The organism is Enterobacter sp. Sphag1F, assembly GCF_014193275.1.
Classification (GTDB): Bacteria; Pseudomonadota; Gammaproteobacteria; order Enterobacterales; family Enterobacteriaceae; genus Pantoea; species Pantoea symbiotica.
The window spans coordinates 77,192-95,042 of sequence record NZ_JACHZD010000004.1 but is presented as its reverse complement, the minus strand read 5'-3'; the positions used below and the strand labels follow the sequence as shown (position 1 = coordinate 95,042).

Annotated in this window: 19 protein-coding genes; 6 read left to right on the top strand and 13 right to left on the bottom strand. The window is 55.4% G+C overall.

What is annotated here, in order from left to right; genetic code table 11:
- Positions 1-8: 8 nt before the first annotated feature.
- The 7 genes from FHW71_RS13960 to pmbA form a co-directional block, all read right to left on the bottom strand.
- Positions 9-656, bottom strand: a complete 648-nt coding sequence (locus FHW71_RS13960) for a DUF4310 family protein (protein ID WP_008103548.1) — start codon at positions 654-656, stop codon at positions 9-11.
- Between the two features lie 12 nt (positions 657-668).
- Positions 669-1,445, bottom strand: a complete 777-nt coding sequence (locus FHW71_RS13955; RefSeq protein ID WP_007892190.1) for a DUF4311 domain-containing protein — start codon at positions 1,443-1,445, stop codon at positions 669-671.
- Positions 1,446-1,472: 27 nt separating this feature from the next.
- Complete coding sequence (locus FHW71_RS13950; RefSeq protein ID WP_008103551.1) at positions 1,473-1,769, bottom strand: DUF4312 family protein; 297 nt, start codon at positions 1,767-1,769, stop codon at positions 1,473-1,475.
- A 2-nt stretch (positions 1,770-1,771) separates the two neighbouring features.
- A complete protein-coding gene (locus tag FHW71_RS13945; protein WP_008103553.1) occupies positions 1,772-2,128 on the bottom strand; it encodes an SFCGS family glycine-rich protein in 357 nt (118 codons plus the stop codon).
- A gap of 17 nt (positions 2,129-2,145) precedes the next feature.
- On the bottom strand, positions 2,146-2,484 hold the full coding sequence (locus tag FHW71_RS13940) for a glycine dehydrogenase (protein ID WP_008103555.1): 339 nt from the start codon (positions 2,482-2,484) through the stop codon (positions 2,146-2,148).
- Between the two features lie 253 nt (positions 2,485-2,737).
- Entirely contained in the window at positions 2,738-3,127 is a 390-nt protein-coding gene (gene cybC, locus FHW71_RS13935) for a cytochrome b562 (protein WP_061720170.1), read from the bottom strand.
- 73 nt (positions 3,128-3,200) lie between these two features.
- Positions 3,201-4,541 (bottom strand): metalloprotease PmbA, encoded by a 1,341-nt coding sequence (gene pmbA, locus FHW71_RS13930; RefSeq protein ID WP_176970547.1) that lies wholly within the window; start codon positions 4,539-4,541, stop codon positions 3,201-3,203.
- A 116-nt stretch (positions 4,542-4,657) separates the two neighbouring features.
- On the opposite strand from pmbA, the gene yjgA reads away from it, so the two are divergent.
- Positions 4,658-5,200 carry a ribosome biogenesis factor YjgA gene (gene yjgA, locus FHW71_RS13925; RefSeq protein WP_179452057.1) on the top strand — a complete coding sequence of 181 codons (543 nt, stop codon included), beginning with the start codon at positions 4,658-4,660 and terminating at the stop codon, positions 5,198-5,200.
- Between the two features lie 86 nt (positions 5,201-5,286).
- On the opposite strand, the gene mpl is transcribed toward yjgA, so the two are convergent.
- Positions 5,287-6,642, bottom strand: coding sequence for a UDP-N-acetylmuramate:L-alanyl-gamma-D-glutamyl-meso-diaminopimelate ligase (gene mpl, locus FHW71_RS13920; protein WP_179452056.1), 1,356 nt, complete (start codon positions 6,640-6,642; stop codon positions 5,287-5,289).
- Between the two features lie 166 nt (positions 6,643-6,808).
- Here mpl and fbp point away from each other — a divergent pair, with 166 nt between their 5' ends.
- Positions 6,809-7,816, top strand: a complete 1,008-nt coding sequence (gene fbp / locus FHW71_RS13915; RefSeq protein WP_008103565.1) for a class 1 fructose-bisphosphatase — start codon at positions 6,809-6,811, stop codon at positions 7,814-7,816.
- 26 nt (positions 7,817-7,842) lie between these two features.
- Here the strand turns inward: fbp and FHW71_RS13910 are convergent, their stop codons facing one another.
- Positions 7,843-8,121 carry a helix-turn-helix transcriptional regulator gene (locus tag FHW71_RS13910; protein WP_179452055.1) on the bottom strand — a complete coding sequence of 93 codons (279 nt, stop codon included), beginning with the start codon at positions 8,119-8,121 and terminating at the stop codon, positions 7,843-7,845.
- Positions 8,122-8,212: 91 nt separating this feature from the next.
- On the opposite strand from FHW71_RS13910, the gene FHW71_RS13905 reads away from it, so the two are divergent.
- Complete coding sequence (locus FHW71_RS13905) at positions 8,213-8,485, top strand: helix-turn-helix transcriptional regulator (RefSeq protein WP_008103569.1); 273 nt, start codon at positions 8,213-8,215, stop codon at positions 8,483-8,485.
- 103 nt (positions 8,486-8,588) lie between these two features.
- Here FHW71_RS13905 and FHW71_RS13900 read toward each other — a convergent pair whose 3' ends face one another.
- Positions 8,589-10,151, bottom strand: coding sequence for a methyl-accepting chemotaxis protein (locus tag FHW71_RS13900; RefSeq protein WP_179452054.1), 1,563 nt, complete (start codon positions 10,149-10,151; stop codon positions 8,589-8,591).
- 169 nt (positions 10,152-10,320) lie between these two features.
- Between FHW71_RS13900 and FHW71_RS13895 the strand changes: the two genes are divergently transcribed.
- The 3 genes from FHW71_RS13895 to ppa all read left to right on the top strand — a co-directional run bounded on the left by FHW71_RS13895 (position 10,321) and on the right by ppa (position 11,885).
- Positions 10,321-10,734 carry a lysozyme inhibitor LprI family protein gene (locus FHW71_RS13895; protein ID WP_179452053.1) on the top strand — a complete coding sequence of 138 codons (414 nt, stop codon included), beginning with the start codon at positions 10,321-10,323 and terminating at the stop codon, positions 10,732-10,734.
- A gap of 70 nt (positions 10,735-10,804) precedes the next feature.
- Positions 10,805-11,254, top strand: coding sequence for a DUF441 domain-containing protein (locus FHW71_RS13890; protein ID WP_008103576.1), 450 nt, complete (start codon positions 10,805-10,807; stop codon positions 11,252-11,254).
- A gap of 100 nt (positions 11,255-11,354) precedes the next feature.
- Positions 11,355-11,885, top strand: a complete 531-nt coding sequence (gene ppa / locus FHW71_RS13885) for an inorganic diphosphatase (protein ID WP_179452052.1) — start codon at positions 11,355-11,357, stop codon at positions 11,883-11,885.
- Positions 11,886-11,938: 53 nt separating this feature from the next.
- Here ppa and FHW71_RS13880 read toward each other — a convergent pair whose 3' ends face one another.
- Genes FHW71_RS13880 through FHW71_RS13870 form a run of 3 tightly spaced genes read right to left on the bottom strand, consistent with a single transcriptional unit; the run spans position 11,939 to position 17,801 of the window.
- Complete coding sequence (locus tag FHW71_RS13880; protein ID WP_101762883.1) at positions 11,939-12,292, bottom strand: gamma-glutamylcyclotransferase; 354 nt, start codon at positions 12,290-12,292, stop codon at positions 11,939-11,941.
- 2 nt (positions 12,293-12,294) lie between these two features.
- Positions 12,295-16,065, bottom strand: coding sequence for a translocation/assembly module TamB domain-containing protein (locus FHW71_RS13875; protein WP_179452051.1), 3,771 nt, complete (start codon positions 16,063-16,065; stop codon positions 12,295-12,297).
- Complete coding sequence (locus FHW71_RS13870; protein WP_179452050.1) at positions 16,062-17,801, bottom strand: autotransporter assembly complex family protein; 1,740 nt, start codon at positions 17,799-17,801, stop codon at positions 16,062-16,064. The genes FHW71_RS13875 and FHW71_RS13870 overlap by 4 nt, the downstream gene beginning before the upstream one ends.
- Between the last annotated feature and the right edge of the window lie 50 nt (positions 17,802-17,851).

Genomic DNA, 17,851 nt, shown 5'->3' with positions numbered 1-17,851 from the left:
GTCCAGCATCAGAGAGAGATTGGGAACATCGCACCCAACACCATCGCGCCCAAAATCGCGCCGCCGGTGATCGGCTTGTTCCACAGGTAAAACAGCAGCGCGCCTACCAGCGAACCGAGACCAATCGGAATCGACGCAGCCATCGCCGACAAGATAATCAACGGCCCAAGGAAACGGCCCGATGCGTTACCCGCGCCCATCATCACGTCTGCGCCGTAGGTTGAGTCGCTCTGATTGATGGTGAACTTACGCGCCAGGATGATCAGATAACCAATCGCTAAACCCACCACCAAACCGGTGGCCAGTGAAGCGGCGAAGTTGGCGACCGGGAACACAATGCCTGCACCAAGCAGCAGCGCAGGTACGCCAAGGCCGACACCGGTCTGGATCGCGCCGCCGATATCGAGAATCCCCACCAGCGAACCTTCGATAATGCGCGCGAACAGGAAGCTGGCACCGAATGCCGCCACCGCGCCATACACGCCTGTTTCCATACCGGAACGCAGCATCGAGACAAACGCCACTTCGTTAAAAGCACCAATGCCGTACAGGTAATACATGTGCGTACCGGCAAACACGCCGGACGAGAGCAGGCCAACAAAAATCGGGAAAGACCAGTCGGCGTACCAGAACCCTTTGTTTTCGGTTTCGTTCATGCTGATGGCTCCTTATTTGCCGCTGACGCTGTTGTGGATCATATCCAGCCAGCCCGGAATACCCAGTTGGAAGGATTGCAGCAGTTTCATGTCGAAACCGCGGAAGAAGCCGCTCAAAGCAAACAGCAGCACGATGGCGAACATCATCACTTTGGTGACTTTGTTCCAGCCGCTCTCTTCCACACCTTTACCGATCAGGATACCCAGCACCAAACCCGGTACGGCGTTGCCCATGATCAGCTGCGCCAGGCCGCCGAAGATGGTGGCCCAGAAGCCGGATTTCTTACCGGCATCAATCGCTGCCAGCCAGAAGATCACTGGCATCACGGTGTTCACCAGCAGGTTAGCCGCCGGTACCAGCACTTTCACTGCGGTGACCTGCAAGGCCGCCGGAACTGCAGATGCGGTGCTGTTAAGGAAGGCCACCACAATCATGCCGATGATGCCGCAGGCAATCGCCATGCGTTTCGGGTTGTGCAGCGTTTCCGCCACGTTGCGGTTTTTCACCATCAATGCCGCCGCGCCCCAGTTCGGCAAAATGCGGTGATCGACGTCCTGCGTGAAAGAACCCGCTGCAACGGATGATGCCCAGGCGTTAAAGAAGAAGCCGAGACCAAAGGAGAAGTGCGATGCTGGATCGCCTTCACAGGAATTGAGTTCACCCAAGGTACGGAATGCGCCCATACCTTGCGTGGTCGGTGCGTGGAACATGCGCGCTGCGCCCGCTCCTACCCCGACGCCAACCAATCCACCAATGATTAACGACTTAAACAAAATGATTAAAAACATGTCGTCGTACCCTTGTTGTCGTTTTTATTAAGTCGCTATGAAGTCCACCTTGTCGGTGTCGATCACAGTGACGCTGACGGTAATTTCCAGCTCAACGCTGTAATTGCGTCGCTCACGCGCGAGGAAGAAGAACAAGAATTTTTCCTTGCGCACGCTCTCCTGCGCGCGCAGCACCCGCACATCCATGGGTTCAATGCGCAACAGAATCTTTTGGCTGGTGCGCAGCACTTGCTGCTGCACCTTGCTCAGCGCATCGGCAAAGGCTTTTGCTTTACTGTCGCCTTTGCCCTGCACCGTTACCTGCGTCTCGTATTGCTGTTTCATACTTAGCTGCCGTGTTTTTTAGTCCAGGCCTGCACCAGACGCTCACCCAGCTCTTCTTTATCCATAAAGCCGAAGCCCAGCACGGTGGCACCTTCATTGATGGCGGTCACGCCTTCGTCAATCGAACGCATGCCGTGTTTGGCTTTGTAGCCATATTTGTTCTGCGCGGTAATCGCACCGGCGCCGCCGCTGCCGCAGAAGGAGATGCCGAAGTCAGCGTTTTCCGCTTTCATCACGTCGCCCAGCTTCATGTCAGCTGCCACGCCCGGCACCACCACCGCACGACCACCGGCTTTCTCAATGCCCGCAGCTACTTTCTGACCTTTACCCAGACGATCGCCAATCACTACAGTTACCATGTTGAATTCCTTAAAATTTAAGCTTCGTTTGCACGTGCAACTTCAATATGTACGGATAACAGCCAGGCTTCCTCTTTGGGCAGATTGCCAAACAGATCTACCACCTGCTGCGCCAGCGCCATGGTTTCCGGCGAGATATCTTCAAACAGCTCAGCTTCTACTTCCGGCAGCGCTTCGCCCGTCAGGGAGCGCGATGCCATCGCCCGGACATGCGAAGCCAGCATCTGCTGCTGCACTGCGTTGGCTTCGATGTGATGCGCGGCGTAGATCGCTGCAATTTGGCTTAACACCTTATCCGCCAGCGCCTGAATCGCTTCCGGCGTGCTCTGTTTCAGCGGGACAGCTTCACTCCTCACCTTGTTACTCCTGTTTACAGCGGACAATTACAGATAATTCGCGTTGAAAAGAAATTACGCTTTCCGCTGCAGGCTGTTGAGACGCATCTTTTCCACCTCAAAGTGGAAATCCCACGGGCGAGTGTGCGCCAGATCTCAGGACGCACGAAGTGTGCGAAACCGGTCACAAAATGCGAGAAATGATGGATTTACGCGAGTTAAAACGGAGAGAAGGCAAAGAGGAATAAGGCCAGCCGCAGGGCTGGCCGTTTTATCAGCGGAATTTCTTATGGTTGGCGTTGCGAATATCTTCCAGTTTCTTCGCTTCAGCCTTGGCTTCGTCCAGCTTGTTGGCTTGCGCCAGCTGATCGACCACATCGATCTGGGCAATCAGTGAATCCAGACCGGCGTGATAATCCTTGATCTGCGCGCTATCGGCCGCCTGACCTTCCAGTTTTTCCGGCGTGGATTGCTTAGCATCCGTCGCCGCCTGACGCATTTTACCCAATGCAGTATGCATTTCCTGCGCGTCGGAGGTTTTCTTCACCACGCTCAGACCATCCTTGAGCGCATCCATATCTTTTTCTAAATCGGCCGCAAACACGCTAGCCGAGGAGAACAACAGCGATAACGACAACACTGCAATCACATGCTTATTACGCATTGGTATTTCCTTTTATTATTGTCGGGCCAAAAAAAAAGCAGCCTTGCGGGCTGCTTTCAGAAAGCGATGACTCTTATTGTCCGGCGATTTTCATCTCCGGCAGCAGCACCGAACCGCATTGTATATTGCTGCGGGTTTCAATGTCGTTACCGACAGTTACCATATTGAGCCACATATCCTTGAGGTTACCGGCGATTGTGATCTCGCTCACAGGATATTGAATCTCACCGTTTTCCACCCAAAAACCGGATGCGCCGCGCGAGTAGTCGCCGGTCATGCCGTTGATGCTGGACCCCATCATCTCGGTTACCACTAAACCGGTGCCCATCTGCTTCAGCAGGTCGTCAAAGCTGTGGCCCTGGCCGGCAATGCGCCAGTTGTGGATGCCGCCCGCGTGGCCGGTGCTCTGCAAGCCCAGTTTGCGCGCCGAGTAGCTGGTCAACAGCCAGTTCAGCAGCACGCCATCTTTAATGATGTCACGCGATTGGGTGCGCACGCCTTCGCTGTCGAATGGCGTAGATGCGAGGCCTTTCAGCAGGTGCGGATGCTCTTCAATGGTCAGCCACTCCGGCAGAATCTGCTTTCCGAGCGAATCGAGCAGGAAAGTCGATTTGCGGTACACGCTGCTGCCGCTGATCATGCCAACCAGATGGCCAAACAAACCGGTCGCCACTTCCGGCGCGAAGATCACCGGCGCTTTCATGGTCGAGAGCTTGCGCGGTGCCAGACGCGACAGCGTGCGGCGGGCGCATTCGGCTCCAACCCATTCCGGGCTTTTCAGATCGTCAAAAGAGCGGCCAATGGTATACGCGTAATCGCGCTCCATATTGCCGTCCTGCTCGGCAATCACGCAGCTGGAGAGCGAATGGCGGCTGGAGCAGTAACTCTGCAACATGCCATGGCTGTTACCAAACACTTTGATGCCAACGTGGCTGTTGAAGCTGCCGCCTTCGGTATTGGTGATGCGCTTGTCGGCCTGCAACGACGCTTGTTCCGCCTGAGCGGCCAGTTCGATAGCGCGATCGGCATCGATCTCCCACGGATGGTAGAGATCGAGATCCGGCGCTTCAAACGCCAGCAGATCGGGATCGGCTGGTGCGCCGAACGGATCCACCGAGGTGTAGCGCGCAATGTCGATCGCCGCCTGCACGGTGCGTTTGATCGCATCCGGGCTGAGATCGGTAGAGGAAGCGCTGCCTTTACGGTTTTGATGGTAGACGGTGATGCCGAGCGCACCATCGCTGTTGAATTCGACGTTTTCCACTTCGCCATAGCGGGTACTGACGCCGATGCCGGTGGTTTTCGTGACCGCCACTTCAGCGCCATCGGTGCTGGCTTTTGCCAATTCCAACGCCTGCGCGACAGCCTGTTCCAACACTTTACGTTGTTCTGCAACCTGAGTAGATACGTTCATCGACCTGCCGTCTAATCTTAAGTATGAATGGATTGAGTCTATCAGACTCAGAGAACAATTTCGCAGTCGCCCGATAAACTGGTAGGATTAGCCTCTTTTTTTTAGGGAGCCAAGAGATGACCAAGCAGCCCGAAGACTGGCTCGACGATGTGCCGGATAATAATGACGAAGAAGATGAAGAGATTATCTGGGTTAGCAAAAGCGAAATTAAGCGCGATGCCGAAGAGCTAAAACGCCTTGGCGCCGAGCTCGTTGAGTTGGGGAAAAACTCCCTCGACAAAATCCCTCTCGACGAACAACTGCGCGACGCAATTGAGCTGGCGCAGCGCATCAAGAAAGAAGGCCGTCGCCGTCAGCTGCAGCTGATCGGTAAGATGTTGCGTTCACGCGATGAAGATCCGATTCGCCAGGCGCTGGATAAGCTGAAGAACCGTCACAACCAGCAGGTTGCGCTGTTCCATAAGCTGGAGATTTTGCGCGATCGTTTGATCGAGCAAGGTGATGACGCGGTCGCTGAAGTGTTTAACCTCTATCCGCACGCCGATCGTCAGCAACTGCGCAGCATGATCCGCAACGCGCAGAAAGAGAAAGCCACCAATAAGCCACCAAAATCCGCCCGCCTGATTTTCCAGTATCTGCGCGAGCTGGCAGAAGCTTAAGCTTTCTGCGGACATGAAAAAGGTCGGCATGAATGCCGACCCTACGATGTCCTGTTGTAGGGTGGCCATTTATGGCCACCGCACAATCACCGCCCTAACCGCTCCAGCAGTTTCTGGTGAATACCACCAAACCCGCCGTTACTCATCACCAGAATCGAATCGCCTGGCTGGGCTTTCTTCGCCACCATTTCCACCAGCGTATCGATATCCGCGCTCCACTGCGCCGGCTGAATGCACGCCTCGGCCACATCGGAAACCTGCCACGGAATATGGTGCGGCTGGAACAGGAACACTTCGTCTGCGCGACCCAGCGATGGCGCTAATTCGTTCTTGCTCACGCCCATCTTCATGGTATTTGAACGCGGTTCCAGCACCGCCAGAATGCGTGCCGTGCCGCCCACTTTGCTGCGCAGCGCCGCCAGCGTGGCGAGAATTGCAGTCGGATGGTGAGCAAAATCGTCGTACACCTTGATGGCGTTCACTTCACCACGCAATTCGAGACGACGACGAGCATTAATGAAGCTACTCAGCGCTTCACCCGCATCCACCGGTTTCACCCCAACATGACGCGCCGCCGCAATCGCCATCAGGCCATTGTGCATGTTGTGCTCGCCCACCAGCGCCCAGTTCACTTCGCCGACTTTCTCGCCGTCGAGCCAGATCTCCCAATGTGACGAGTCCGGCGTCAGCTTTTTCGCCTGCCAGTGACCGTTATCGCCCACGCTTTCCTGCTCGCTCCAGCAGCCCATCGCCATCACTTGCTTGATGTTGTTGTCGTGCTCCGGCAGCAGGATCTTGCCCTGGCCCGGGACGATGCGGATCAAGTGATGGAATTGCTTCTGGATGGCGCGCAGATCGTCAAAGATATCCGCATGATCGAATTCGAGGTTGTTGAGGATCAGCGTGCGCGGGCAGTAATGCACAAACTTGGAACGCTTGTCGAAGAACGCGCTGTCGTACTCATCCGCCTCGATGACGAAGAATGGACTTTTTCCTAATTTTGCCGAAACCTCGAAGTTTCCTGGCACACCACCGATGATAAAGCCCGGTTCCAGGCCGCAGGCCTCGAGAATCCACGCTGCCATGCCGGCTGTGGTGGTTTTGCCGTGGGTTCCCGCCACCGCCAGCACCCAACGATCGCGCAGCACGAAATCGTGCAGCCATTGCGGGCCAGAGAGGTAAGGAATGTTGCGTTCCAGTACCGCTTCCACACAAGGATTGCCGCGCGTCATCGCGTTACCAATGATCACCAGATCCGGTTGCGGATCGAGCTGGCTGGCATCGTAACCTTCTGTCAATTCAATGCCTTGCTGTTCCAGCAACGTGCTCATCGGCGGATAGACATTGGCGTCTGAGCCGGTAACGTCGTGCCCCAGCGAGCGTGCCAGCATCGCCAGTCCGCCCATGAAAGTGCCACAAATCCCGAGGATGTGAATACGCATAAAGAGATCCATTACTCAAAAGTTCGGCGCACAGTGTAACGCCGAGTTGAGAGGGAAGAAACGGATTAGGACTATGGTTTTTAAAGTTCAATCGGCTAAACTGCGCTCATACGTTGGTAGCTTGTTACAGCTGCTGCCACTCCATCGTAGATGCAGGGAATGTGTTATGAAAACGTTAGGCGAATTCATCGTCGAGAAGCAACACGACTTTCCACACGCCACAGGTGAACTGACGGCGCTGATTTCTTCCATTAAGCTTGGCGCTAAAATTATCCACCGCGACATCAACAAAGCGGGTCTGGTGGATATTCTGGGTGCCAGCGGCGTGGAAAACGTGCAGGGTGAGCAGCAGATGAAACTCGATCTGTTTGCCAACGAAAAGCTGAAAGCCGCCCTGAAAGCGCGCGGCGTAGTAGCCGGTATCGCGTCGGAAGAAGAAGACGAGTTCGTCATCTTTGAAGGCTCAGAGAATGGCAAATACGTTGTGTTGATGGATCCACTGGATGGTTCTTCGAACATCGACGTTAACGTTTCCGTCGGCACCATTTTCTCTATCTACCATCGCATCAGCGAGCCGGGCACGCCAATCACCGAAGCTGACTTCATGCAGCCGGGCAACAAGCAGGTTGCGGCGGGTTACGTGGTTTACGGTTCTTCCACCATGATGGTTTACACCACCGGCGTGGGCGTGCATGCGTTTACTTACGATCCGTCGCTGGGTGTTTTCTGCCTGAGCCACGAGCGCATGACCTTCCCGGAGAAGGGTTACACCTACTCGATCAACGAAGGTAACTACATTCGCTTCCCGCAGGGCGTGAAGAAATACCTGAAGTTTTGTCAGGAAGAAGACATCGCCACCAAGCGCCCGTATACCTCGCGCTACATTGGTTCGCTGGTGGCCGATTTCCACCGTAACCTGCTGAAAGGCGGCATCTACCTTTACCCAAGCACCGCAAGCCATCCGAAAGGTAAGTTGCGTCTGCTGTACGAATGCAACCCAATGGCCTTCCTGGCGGAGCAAGCGGGCGGTAAAGCCAGCGATGGTGCCAATCGCATCCTCGACATCCAGCCAGAAACGCTGCATCAGCGCTGCCCGTTCTTCTGCGGCAACGACGCGATGGTGGGCGACGTTGAACGCTTCATCCGTGAATATCCGGACGACCATTCAGCGTAATTTTTTCCCGCTGTACCAAGCCCGCCTTAGTGCGGGCTTTTTATTTTCATATTTCTGATTTTGGCCTGGCGATCAATTAACGCGCCATCTTCCGCATAATAACGACTCGGCCAAATTTCTGCGGGTGAAATACCAATCGCTTCGGCAATTAATAATTCCCCTTTTGGCCACGGCCGCACTAATGCATTGGCGAGCGTGGTTGAACATAATCCAGATTGTCGCGACACCGCCGCCATTGAAGTTCCTTTCTTTCGCAGAGCAGCAATAATATCGGCAGGATGCCAGTCTTGTTTTGCATTATTCACGTAACTCTCCTTAGTCCGCTTATCTGTTCTATTTACGATACTACGTTACTCGTAGTATCTGACAAGCAGTAAATCTACGATTCTCGTAGCCATGAAATCGACCTCCTCTCTCCAGCTAACCTTCCAAAGACGCTTGAAACAAGCGCGTCTGGCTAAGGGTTTGTCTCAAAAAGGATTGGGGATTGCGGCGGGGATCGATGAGTTTGTTGCCAGCACGCGAATTAATCGTTACGAGAATGGAATTCATCAGGTTGATTTGGATACAGCGCAGCGATTGGCGGACGTATTAGAAATACCCGCAGCTTATTTTTACGCGGAAGATGATGCGCTAGCCGAAATCATTCGCACGCATAAAAGTAATTAAATTCCGGCTTAATGATTCGCTACGTCTAAATACGCACTGCGATAAATTGATTATTGGGTCGCAATTTATAGCGACCCAACTTATTTCACACCTATTAACTTTATTACGCCGCAGACACGCGGAATTGCGCCATCGAATCCTGCAACTGCTGCGACTGCGCTTCCAGCGATTGCGTTGCGGCGCTGGCCTCTTCGACTAACGCGGCGTTCTGCTGCGCAGCTTCATCCATCTGCGTCACCGCCTGATTCACCTGCTCGATACCGCGACTCTGCTCTTCCGAGGCGATAGAGATCTCTTTCATCAGCGTGGTGACACGCATCACTTCGCTGGAGATCTCATCCATGGTTTCACCCGCACGCGTGGCCATGTCGCTGCCCTCTTGCACCCGCGTCTGCGATTCTGCAATCAGCTCGCGGATTTCTTTAGCGGCGGTAGCGCTGCGACCAGCCAGCGTGCGCACTTCATTGGCGACCACGGCGAAGCCGCGCCCTTGTTCACCGGCACGCGCAGCTTCAACCGCAGCGTTCAGCGCCAGAATGTTGGTCTGGAAAGCAATGCCATCAATCACGCTGAGGATGTCGCCAATGCGATTGGAGCTTTGGGTGATCTCCTGCATCTTCTCCATGACATAGCCGACCACTTCGGCACCACGATCGGCGCTGTCGGAGACATTGCTGGCAAGCTGATTGGCCTCTTTGGCATTACTGGCATTGAGACGCACGGTGGCGGTGAGCTGTTCCATGCTGGCAGCAGTTTGCTCCAGCGAGGCGGCTGACTCTTCGGTACGCTGAGAAAGATGCACGGTGCCTGCCGCTAACTCGCGGCTGCCTACATCAATCTGCAAACTGGCTTCACGTACCTGACTGACCGAACTGCTGAGCGCCAGCTGCATATTCGCCAGCGCCTGATTGAGACGACCTAACTCATTCTTTCCGGCGGCTGGCAGCGGCTGTGATAAATCGCCCGCCGCAATTTGCTCCAGATGCAGAATTGCGCCGTCGAGTGGACGCAGCAGCAGACGACGCAGCAGTTGCCAGGCCAGCGCAATCAGCAGCAAGGTCAGCGCCACGGAAACGGCAATCAGAATCTTCAGCTGCAGCTCATCATGCGCGGCCTGCGCCAGACGCGCCGCCGAGACTTCATTGGCGTAGACGCTGAAATCATTCACCGCTTTCGAGTAACTGGCCGCCAGCGCCGACTGTTTGCCTTCCAGCACCTGATAATACTCATCGGTGTACTGCTTTTTCAGGGCATCAATCATCGGCGTGATGCCCTCTTTCTCGTACGCGTTGTAGGTCGCGACGACGGCGTCAGCCAGCGTTTTGCCGTGAGCGGTGACCGTGCCGGCGTCCACAAAGGCCTGCAAATACTTATGAGAACTTTCTACTGCCGCCTGGGTTTGTTTGGTGACAACATCGCCGTCATCCAGTAAACCAATTTCAATTTTACGCACCGCCAATGCAGCGTTGGCGCGAGCGCGCATCAGTTCGGAACGACTTTGATACAAGGCGTTGAGCTCAATCCCCTGTATGCGGTTGAGCGCATCCAGTGATTGATTGCCTGCGTTGATGGCCGAGATGCCCATCGCGCTGACTGCCAGCAGCAGCAGCGTCATAAAAGCCAAAAGCGTGAGTAATGCAGTACGAATTGATAGCTGTTTGAACATGATTATCCCCGTTTGCAAGAAAAGGCAGAAATCCGCTGGCCCTAAAACGGAAAGATTATCGGCAGTTGATCGCAGAAACTTTATCCATTGTTGATGGTCAATTGGCTGACGATCACCCAGACTTCACTTTTACTGAAGTCTGCCCCAGCAAAATTTAAGGAATGAAACGATGAAAAAATGGCTCCCGATGGCGTGTTTGTTGGTCAGTGGTTTTGCTGTAGCACAACAAAACCCTATCGATCAGCAGCTCGATCAGTGTCTGAAAGAGGAATCCAGCACCGCCGGCATGTCTCAATGCTACGGCACGGCCAATAAAGCCTGGGATAAAGAGATGAACGCGCAATACACCCAAGCGATGAAAAAATTAACCGGCGCGCCTAAAGACAAATTGCGCAGCGCCCAGCGCGCGTGGCTGGCTTATCGCGACAGCTGGCTGGATGCCAGCCGCAGCTATTTTGTTAGCAGCCAGGGCACGATGGCCGCGCTGTCGGTCGGTGCGCAGGGCGTGAGTCTGGTGCGCAATCAGGCGCTGATGTTGCATTCAATTAACAAAGGCAGTTGCGCCAACCCCGACGATTGTTGATTAATGTAAGCGTTTAATACGCTTAGCGCTGGCATCGGCCAGCGCGCCCATTAATCTGCAGGGAGAAACCATGGCTGCTTATGCCTCCACCATCATTCTTGTTTGCCTCGCCGTCCTCAGCTATTTCGTTCATAACAGCGCCGTTACCATTTCGATTCTGATCCTGCTGGCGATTAAGCTCACTCCGCTGTCGCAATTCTTCCCCTATGTGGAAAAACAGGGCATTCAGATTGGTATCATCATCCTCACCGTTGCGGTGATGGCACCGCTGGCCAGCGGCACGCTGCCGGCTTCTTCGCTGTTGAAATCGTTCGCCAACTGGCAATCGATTATCGCGATTGTGGTGGGCGTTTTTGTCGCCTGGCTCGGCGGACGCGGCGTGAACTTTATGAGCGTGCAGCCTTCGGTGATTGGTGGGCTGTTGATTGGTACGGTGATTGGCGTGGCCTTCTTCCGTGGTGTGCCGGTCGGACCACTGATTGCTGCGGGGATCGTCTCGCTGTTTGTCACCGCGAAGTAGCGCCTTGGAGCATTCCGAAACGCCAAAAAGGGGGCATACTTTCAGAGTCAGTTGGCTATAATAGCCGTCACTCAACATATGACTAATGAAGGAAAGCCAGATGAGTTTGAACCAGGTGCCTGCAGGTAAAGAGTTGCCAGAAGATATCTACGTTGTCATTGAGATCCCGGCTAATGCCGATCCGATCAAATATGAAGTCGACAAAGAGTCTGGCACCCTGTTTGTAGATCGTTTCATGTCTACCGCCATGTTCTATCCGTGCAACTACGGTTACATCAACCACACGCTGTCTCTGGATGGTGATCCGGTTGACGTACTGGTGCCAACCCCGTATCCGCTGGTGCCGGGCTCAGTGATCCGCTGCCGTCCCGTTGGCGTGCTGAAAATGACCGACGAGTCTGGCGAAGATGCCAAACTGGTTGCGGTTCCGCACACCAAACTGAGCAAAGAGTACGATCACATCAAAGATGTGAACGACCTGCCAGAACTGCTGAAAGCGCAGATCACCCACTTCTTCGAGCACTACAAAGATCTGGAAAAAGGCAAATGGGTGAAGGTTGATGGCTGGGACAACGCAGAAGCGGCCAAAGCTGAAATCATCGCCTCTTACGAGCGCGCGCAGAAGAAATAAGCCTCTTTTCTGCCATGCATAAAAAAACACCGTCCATTGGACGGTGTTTTTATTTATGCCTCTGTTTCGCCATCTCGCCTTAACCAGTCACCGCTCGCGATATGCGTGCGACCCGCGACTGAGCGCTGATAGACATACAGCCAGGCACTGCCGTAAGGCGTCTGAATAAGCTGGCGTTTGTATTCGCCATTTTTGGTGCGCAAGGCATCAAGTTCGCCAAGCGTGCTGGCGTCAATGCGATACACCTCGCAATAGACGCTGCCTTCTCCTTCTACCACGCCCGGATAGTGACCCAGATTGTAGAGATCAAACCCCACAATCTGATGGTCGCCGAGCCACTGCGCATTCGTCATCCAATGACTGTTTCCCTGTTTGCGCCGTAAACTGCCATAGACAATTATTCGCATTGCTAAAACTCAAACTGATAGAGCAGATCCAGTGCCTGATCGAGACCCGACACGGCTTCTAAATAGAGTTTGGGCATCAGGCGATAACGCAAGGTTAAGGTCGCCAGTGAATCAAATATGCCAACACCGTATTTTACTTGTAGACCCGGTAACACGTAACCACTCACCTGCACCTGCTGGCTATCGCCTACGCCAGCGGTATCAACCGCAAGATTACTGACACCGAAGGTCTCGCCGATTTTACCCACAACCTGACCACTTTGCGCAACCCCCAATCCAACAAGCGCTGAAGTTAATGCGTTACTGTCGCCATCGCTGTTGAGTCCCTGGCCGCGTAACAGGTAGGAAAGTGCTTCCTGCTGCGACATCGCCGGATCGGAGAACACTTCCACTTTCGGCTCATCCGCCAGGCCGGTTACTCGTAATCCGGCTGTGACATCGTCTTCGGTAGCCTCAGGATTACGGATCGCCTCGAGGTTGACGTAAGGCTGATCCGGCGGCCCAGCGAACTGCAGCTCACCTTTACGCACCACCAAATCCTGACCATACGCATGGAAGCGGCCGGATGGGATATTGATCTGGCCGTTTAATCCCAAGCCATTTTTATCCTGCACCAGTTTGAGATCGCCATTCAGTTTGGCTTTCAGGCCAAACGCCGAGAGCCGCACATCATTACCGACGTGGATCACAAGATTGCTGTTGATCGGAATCGCGGCGGTTTTCGGCTGAATCGGTTTGAGATTTTGATCCAGCATCACCTCATCAGAGGAGACGCCGGTAGCGCTTTCCGGCACTTCCTGCACGGTAATGCGCGCCCACGGAATATCCACTCTGCCGTCGAGGCTGAACGCAGCTGGCGTGGCTTCAAATACCAGATCCGGCGAAACATCCATGCGCACCATCGGCGGCACGGTGACGCGGATGCGGCTGCCTTGCGCAGCCACGCGCGCGCGCCAGTTATCCAGCTGGCTCCAGTCGGCGTTACCGCTCAGGTTAAGATTGCCCTGCGCCGTCTGAATCATGCCGTTGAGCGTTGAGCTCATGCCGTTGAACACCATGTTGAGATTGGCGGCGGTGAGATCGACCGGCATAAAGCTGCCGTCGACATCCACATCGCTCAGCCCCAACTGACCAAACACCTGCGGCTGCTGCAGCGTGCCGCCAAGGCGCAGATTGCTGTTCAGATTGCCTTTGATCTTCTCGCCCTGCATCAGCGCCGGATTCAACATCGCCAGCGAAATATTGCTGATGCCGATGTTGCCCGACAGCTGACGCCGATTCTCAGGATCGGCGATCTGCACATTGCCGCTCAGCTGGCCGTTGTTGACGATATGGATCAGCCAATCAAGCTGGGCGCGACCGTTACGCAGCGCGGCATTCAGGTTCAGCGTATCGAAGGCGATAGGCAAGCTGTTGCCCTGCACGTCCTGCTCCACTTTCACGCCGCTGCCTTTCAGCGCGACCGTGCCGGTTGGCAGCGCGCCGTCGGCGGTCCAGTTGACGCGCGCATCACCGCTGAAAACACCGTTTAGTTTGGTGGCATCGGTGAGGAACGGTTTGATCATCGCCAGATCGAAGCGATTGAGCACCACATGCGCATGTCCGCTGGCACCGGCTTCAATCGGTTCCGGTACGCACAGCTGCGCGTTCGGATTCTGCCAGCAGTGCGGACCAATGGTGGCGGTTTGCTTGCTGTTGAGGTAATCAATCGCCATCGCCCGCGTCAGTCGCCATTCGCCTACCGGCGTGTCGAAACGCGTGTTGTTGAGATTGCCCTGCCAGCGCTCGGTTTTGCGATCAAAGCTGCCGTTCAGCGCCAGCTGACCGGAAACCGGTTCGCCCTGTACGTCGAGCTTCAGCTGATGCTGCTTTTCGTTGCCGTCGGCGTTCAGCGTCAGCAGATTCACTTTCAGCGCATCCTGCTGCAGTTGTTCCACACGAAGTTGCAGCTTACCGGCGATTTGATCGCTGGATTTCACATCGCCCTGCAACGCCACGCGACGGATTTGCAACTGCTGCCAGCGCAAACCGGTAGCGGTGAGATCGGCCAGCAGCTGCGGCGCCTGCAAAGTACCGCGCGCTTTGACGGTGCCTTTGGCGACGCCGCCCAGGCCCGGCAGCGCGTTATCCAGATTTGGCGCATCAATGTTGGCATCGAGGTTAAGCGTGTCGCCCAACTCGCCCTTCACGTCCAGATGGTTGCGACCCAGCGCAATGTTAAGGCCAGGCACTTTCCACTGGTTATAGCTGTTGCCGCTCAAGGTACCTTTGGCGCTTACCGCGTTCTGCTTGACGTTCCCTTTCAGCTCCAGCTGCGGCACGTTGAGCTGCCATGTTCCGCCGTACAGGCTGCCGCGCGTGGCAATTTTGCCATCCAGCTTGGCTGGCCAATCCGGATACTGTTTGGCGGTGTTGATGCCGGAGAGCGTCAATTCGCTGCGCCAGCTGATGGCTTTGCTCCAGTCCACCAGCGCCGTCAGATCGATATTGCCCTGCAGCGCCGCTACGCGCAGCTTATCCAGATTAAACTGCTGCTCGGTACCCTTGCCGTCCAGCGCAATAGTCGCGGGCGGCACGCCTTCGCCTTTCACTGCGGTGCGCAGCGACATCACGTAATCGGTGGCTTTGCCTTTGAACTGATAATCGAGATTATCCGCCTGATACTGCACCGCGCTGGTGAGCGGCCAGCGCAGCTGCGGGCTGGTGAGTTTCAGTGCCAGCGGCAAACCGGCAACCGCAAGTTGCGTGGTCGCATCCAGCTGCGCACGCACCGGACCGGAAAGATTCAGCCCGAGCTTCAACTCGTCACGCATCGCGCCCGCAAGGTTCATTTTGATCTTCTCGCCCTTGATCGGGTCGAGATTGAGCGTGCCGTTAAGCGCGAAATTCACCGGCCAGTTATCGGCCAATGTCGCTTCACCGCTGGCGTTCACCTGCCCTTGCGGCGAATCGATATCGAAGGTTTCCAGCTGCAGATGGCGATCGGCGGTTTTGGCTTTTAATAACAGACGCGTGATTGATACGTCGGTATCACCGGTAATGCGCAGCTGTTCACCCAGCAGCTCCTGCACGGTGATATCCAGCGGCAGCTGGAAATCCGGCATGTCCGGTAACAGCGGCTTAGCAAACATCGCCTGCAGCGTTTCGCCCAGCGGCTTTTCATCCGGCTGCGGCTGCTGCACTTTTGGTTGCACCACTTGCTCATCTACCACTTTGGCCGCTTTAGGCAGCGCAATCAGCAGGCTTTGGATATGGGTTGGCGTCAGCGTCAGCGCGCGATCCTGCCACTGCAGGCCGGTGGTGAAATCGAGCAGGGAAATCGCCGTGTCATCAACTTTAACGTTGATGTTGTGCAGCCCAACTTTGCTTAACGTGATCGGATACGGCGTGCTGAGATTGGTGCTGCCGCTCTGCTCTTCCGGCGGCGGTGCGCTGGCCGGTGCCATTTTTTTGCTATCGACCACTACGCTGACATCCTGCAGCGCGATGTCATTAACACACACTGACGAATGCAGCAGGCAGTTGAGATTCAGCGCCAGATGGAAACGTCCAGCATCCACACTGACGCCCGGCATTTCATACTTCACGCCGCTTAGCGTCAGGTCGCGCCAGCCACCTTCAACCTGTTTGATCGACAAACCTGGCACCCAACGATCGGCGCCTTTCAGCAACAGATGCAAACCCGGCGTGGTGCCAATCAAAAACGCGATGCTGCCCAACAGCAGCACCAGAAAAATACCGATGCCAATCAGGACCTTTTTCCACAGCTTCATAGTTCAGGCCCCAATCCTACATAAAATTGCAATCCATGCTCCTTGTCGTCGCCAATCGGCCGCGCGATATCAAACTTGATCGGCCCTACCGGAGATGACCAGCGCACGCCGAAGCCGGCGCCGGTTTTCAGGTTGCTCTGCTTGATGTCGTTGACCGCTTCACCAGAATCGACGAACACCGCGCCCCACCATTTGCCGGTCACGTTGTATTGATATTCAAGCGAGCCTGTGGCCATTTTCGAGGCGCCGGTCAGCTTACCGTTATCATCACGTGGTGATACGTCTTTGTATTTGTAACCGCGAATACTGCGGTCGCCACCGGCGAAGAAGCGCAGATCCGGCGGCACTTTGTCGAAGTCGTTGGTTTCGATCCAGCCAACATTGCCGCGCGCCACAAAGCGATGCTTATCGGCGAGCGTGCGAATCCAGACGTTTTGCGCCTGCAGGATGACGAAATCAACGTCCGAACCCCATGTGGTATCCGACACATCCACCGAGTAACGCTGCGAATCGCCCCACGTCGGCATCAAACCGCCGCGCGAACGGGTGCGGTTCAGGCTGACGCCCGGATAGAGCAGCATGGTGGTGTTGGTGACGCTGGCCTGGGTAAAGTGATCGAGGCTCCAGCGCAGGTTAATTGCTTTCTGCCAGCCGCTGCTGCTGTCCCAGTTACGCGACATCGCCAGCGTGGTGGTATCGGCTTTGGTGTCGTTGAGATCGGTGCGCTTCACGCCGCCGGAGAAGGTGTAATACTGCTCCAGCGGACTTTTCAGCAGCGGAACTTTGTAGCTGAGATCGAGCTGCTGCTCCGGCGCAGAGACGTAGGCGCTGGCGGCCAGGCTGTGGCCGCTGCTGTTAATCCACGGTTTTTTCCACGTGCCTTTAATGCGCGGCCCGACATCGGTGGAGTACCCGACGCCGGTTTCAATGGTGTTTTCCACGCGTGGCGATACCACCGCATTCAGCGGCAGCACTTTGGTTTGACGGCCTTTATCAAATTCAGGCGCGACCACCACCGAGTTGAACCAGCCAGTTGCCGATAAGCGGCGGTTGAGTTCCGCCAGATCGCGCGAGCTGTAGTGATCGCCCTTTTTGAACGGCACCAGATTTTGCAGATAGGCTTCGTCGATTTGCGAGCCCTGGAAACCGACATCGCCAAAGCGGTAGCGCGGGCCGCTATCGTAATTGATGTCCCAGAAGGCTTCGCGCCGTTCAACCGAAACGCCAAGCTGGCTTTGCTTAAAGTCACCGTCGAAGTAACCATTACGCAATGCCAGGCTGGAGAAGCCGTTTTTAAATTTGTCGTAGTCGCCGTGATTGAGCTGCGTACCGACTTTCGGCGTGCCCTGTTTGACCCATGCTTGATAATCTTTGTCAGTGCGGGCTTCACCTTCAATCACGATGGTGCTGCCGCCGATCTTGACTGGTTCGCCGGGCTTGACGTGCGCGATCAATACCGGACGACCACCTTGTGGCGGTGCCGGGCGCGATTCGAAATCGATCTCGGGTTCGTAATAACCCAGCGCACGCAGGCCTTCTTTGATCGCTTCTGCAACGCGCGCCTGGAAACGCCCGTCGTTCGACACCTCGTCAGTGCCGATAGTGGACAAGCGTGCCCTGACGTTCTTCTGTAAATCCCCGGTAAGACCGTCCAGTTGCAAGCGCACTTTGGCTGCCTCAACGGCAGGTGCAGCAAGCAACAGGCTGGCCAAACAATAAATATGAAATCGTGGCACACGTACTCCTGTTAATAATGCCGGCCCCTATTCCGCAGGGGCGTTTATTC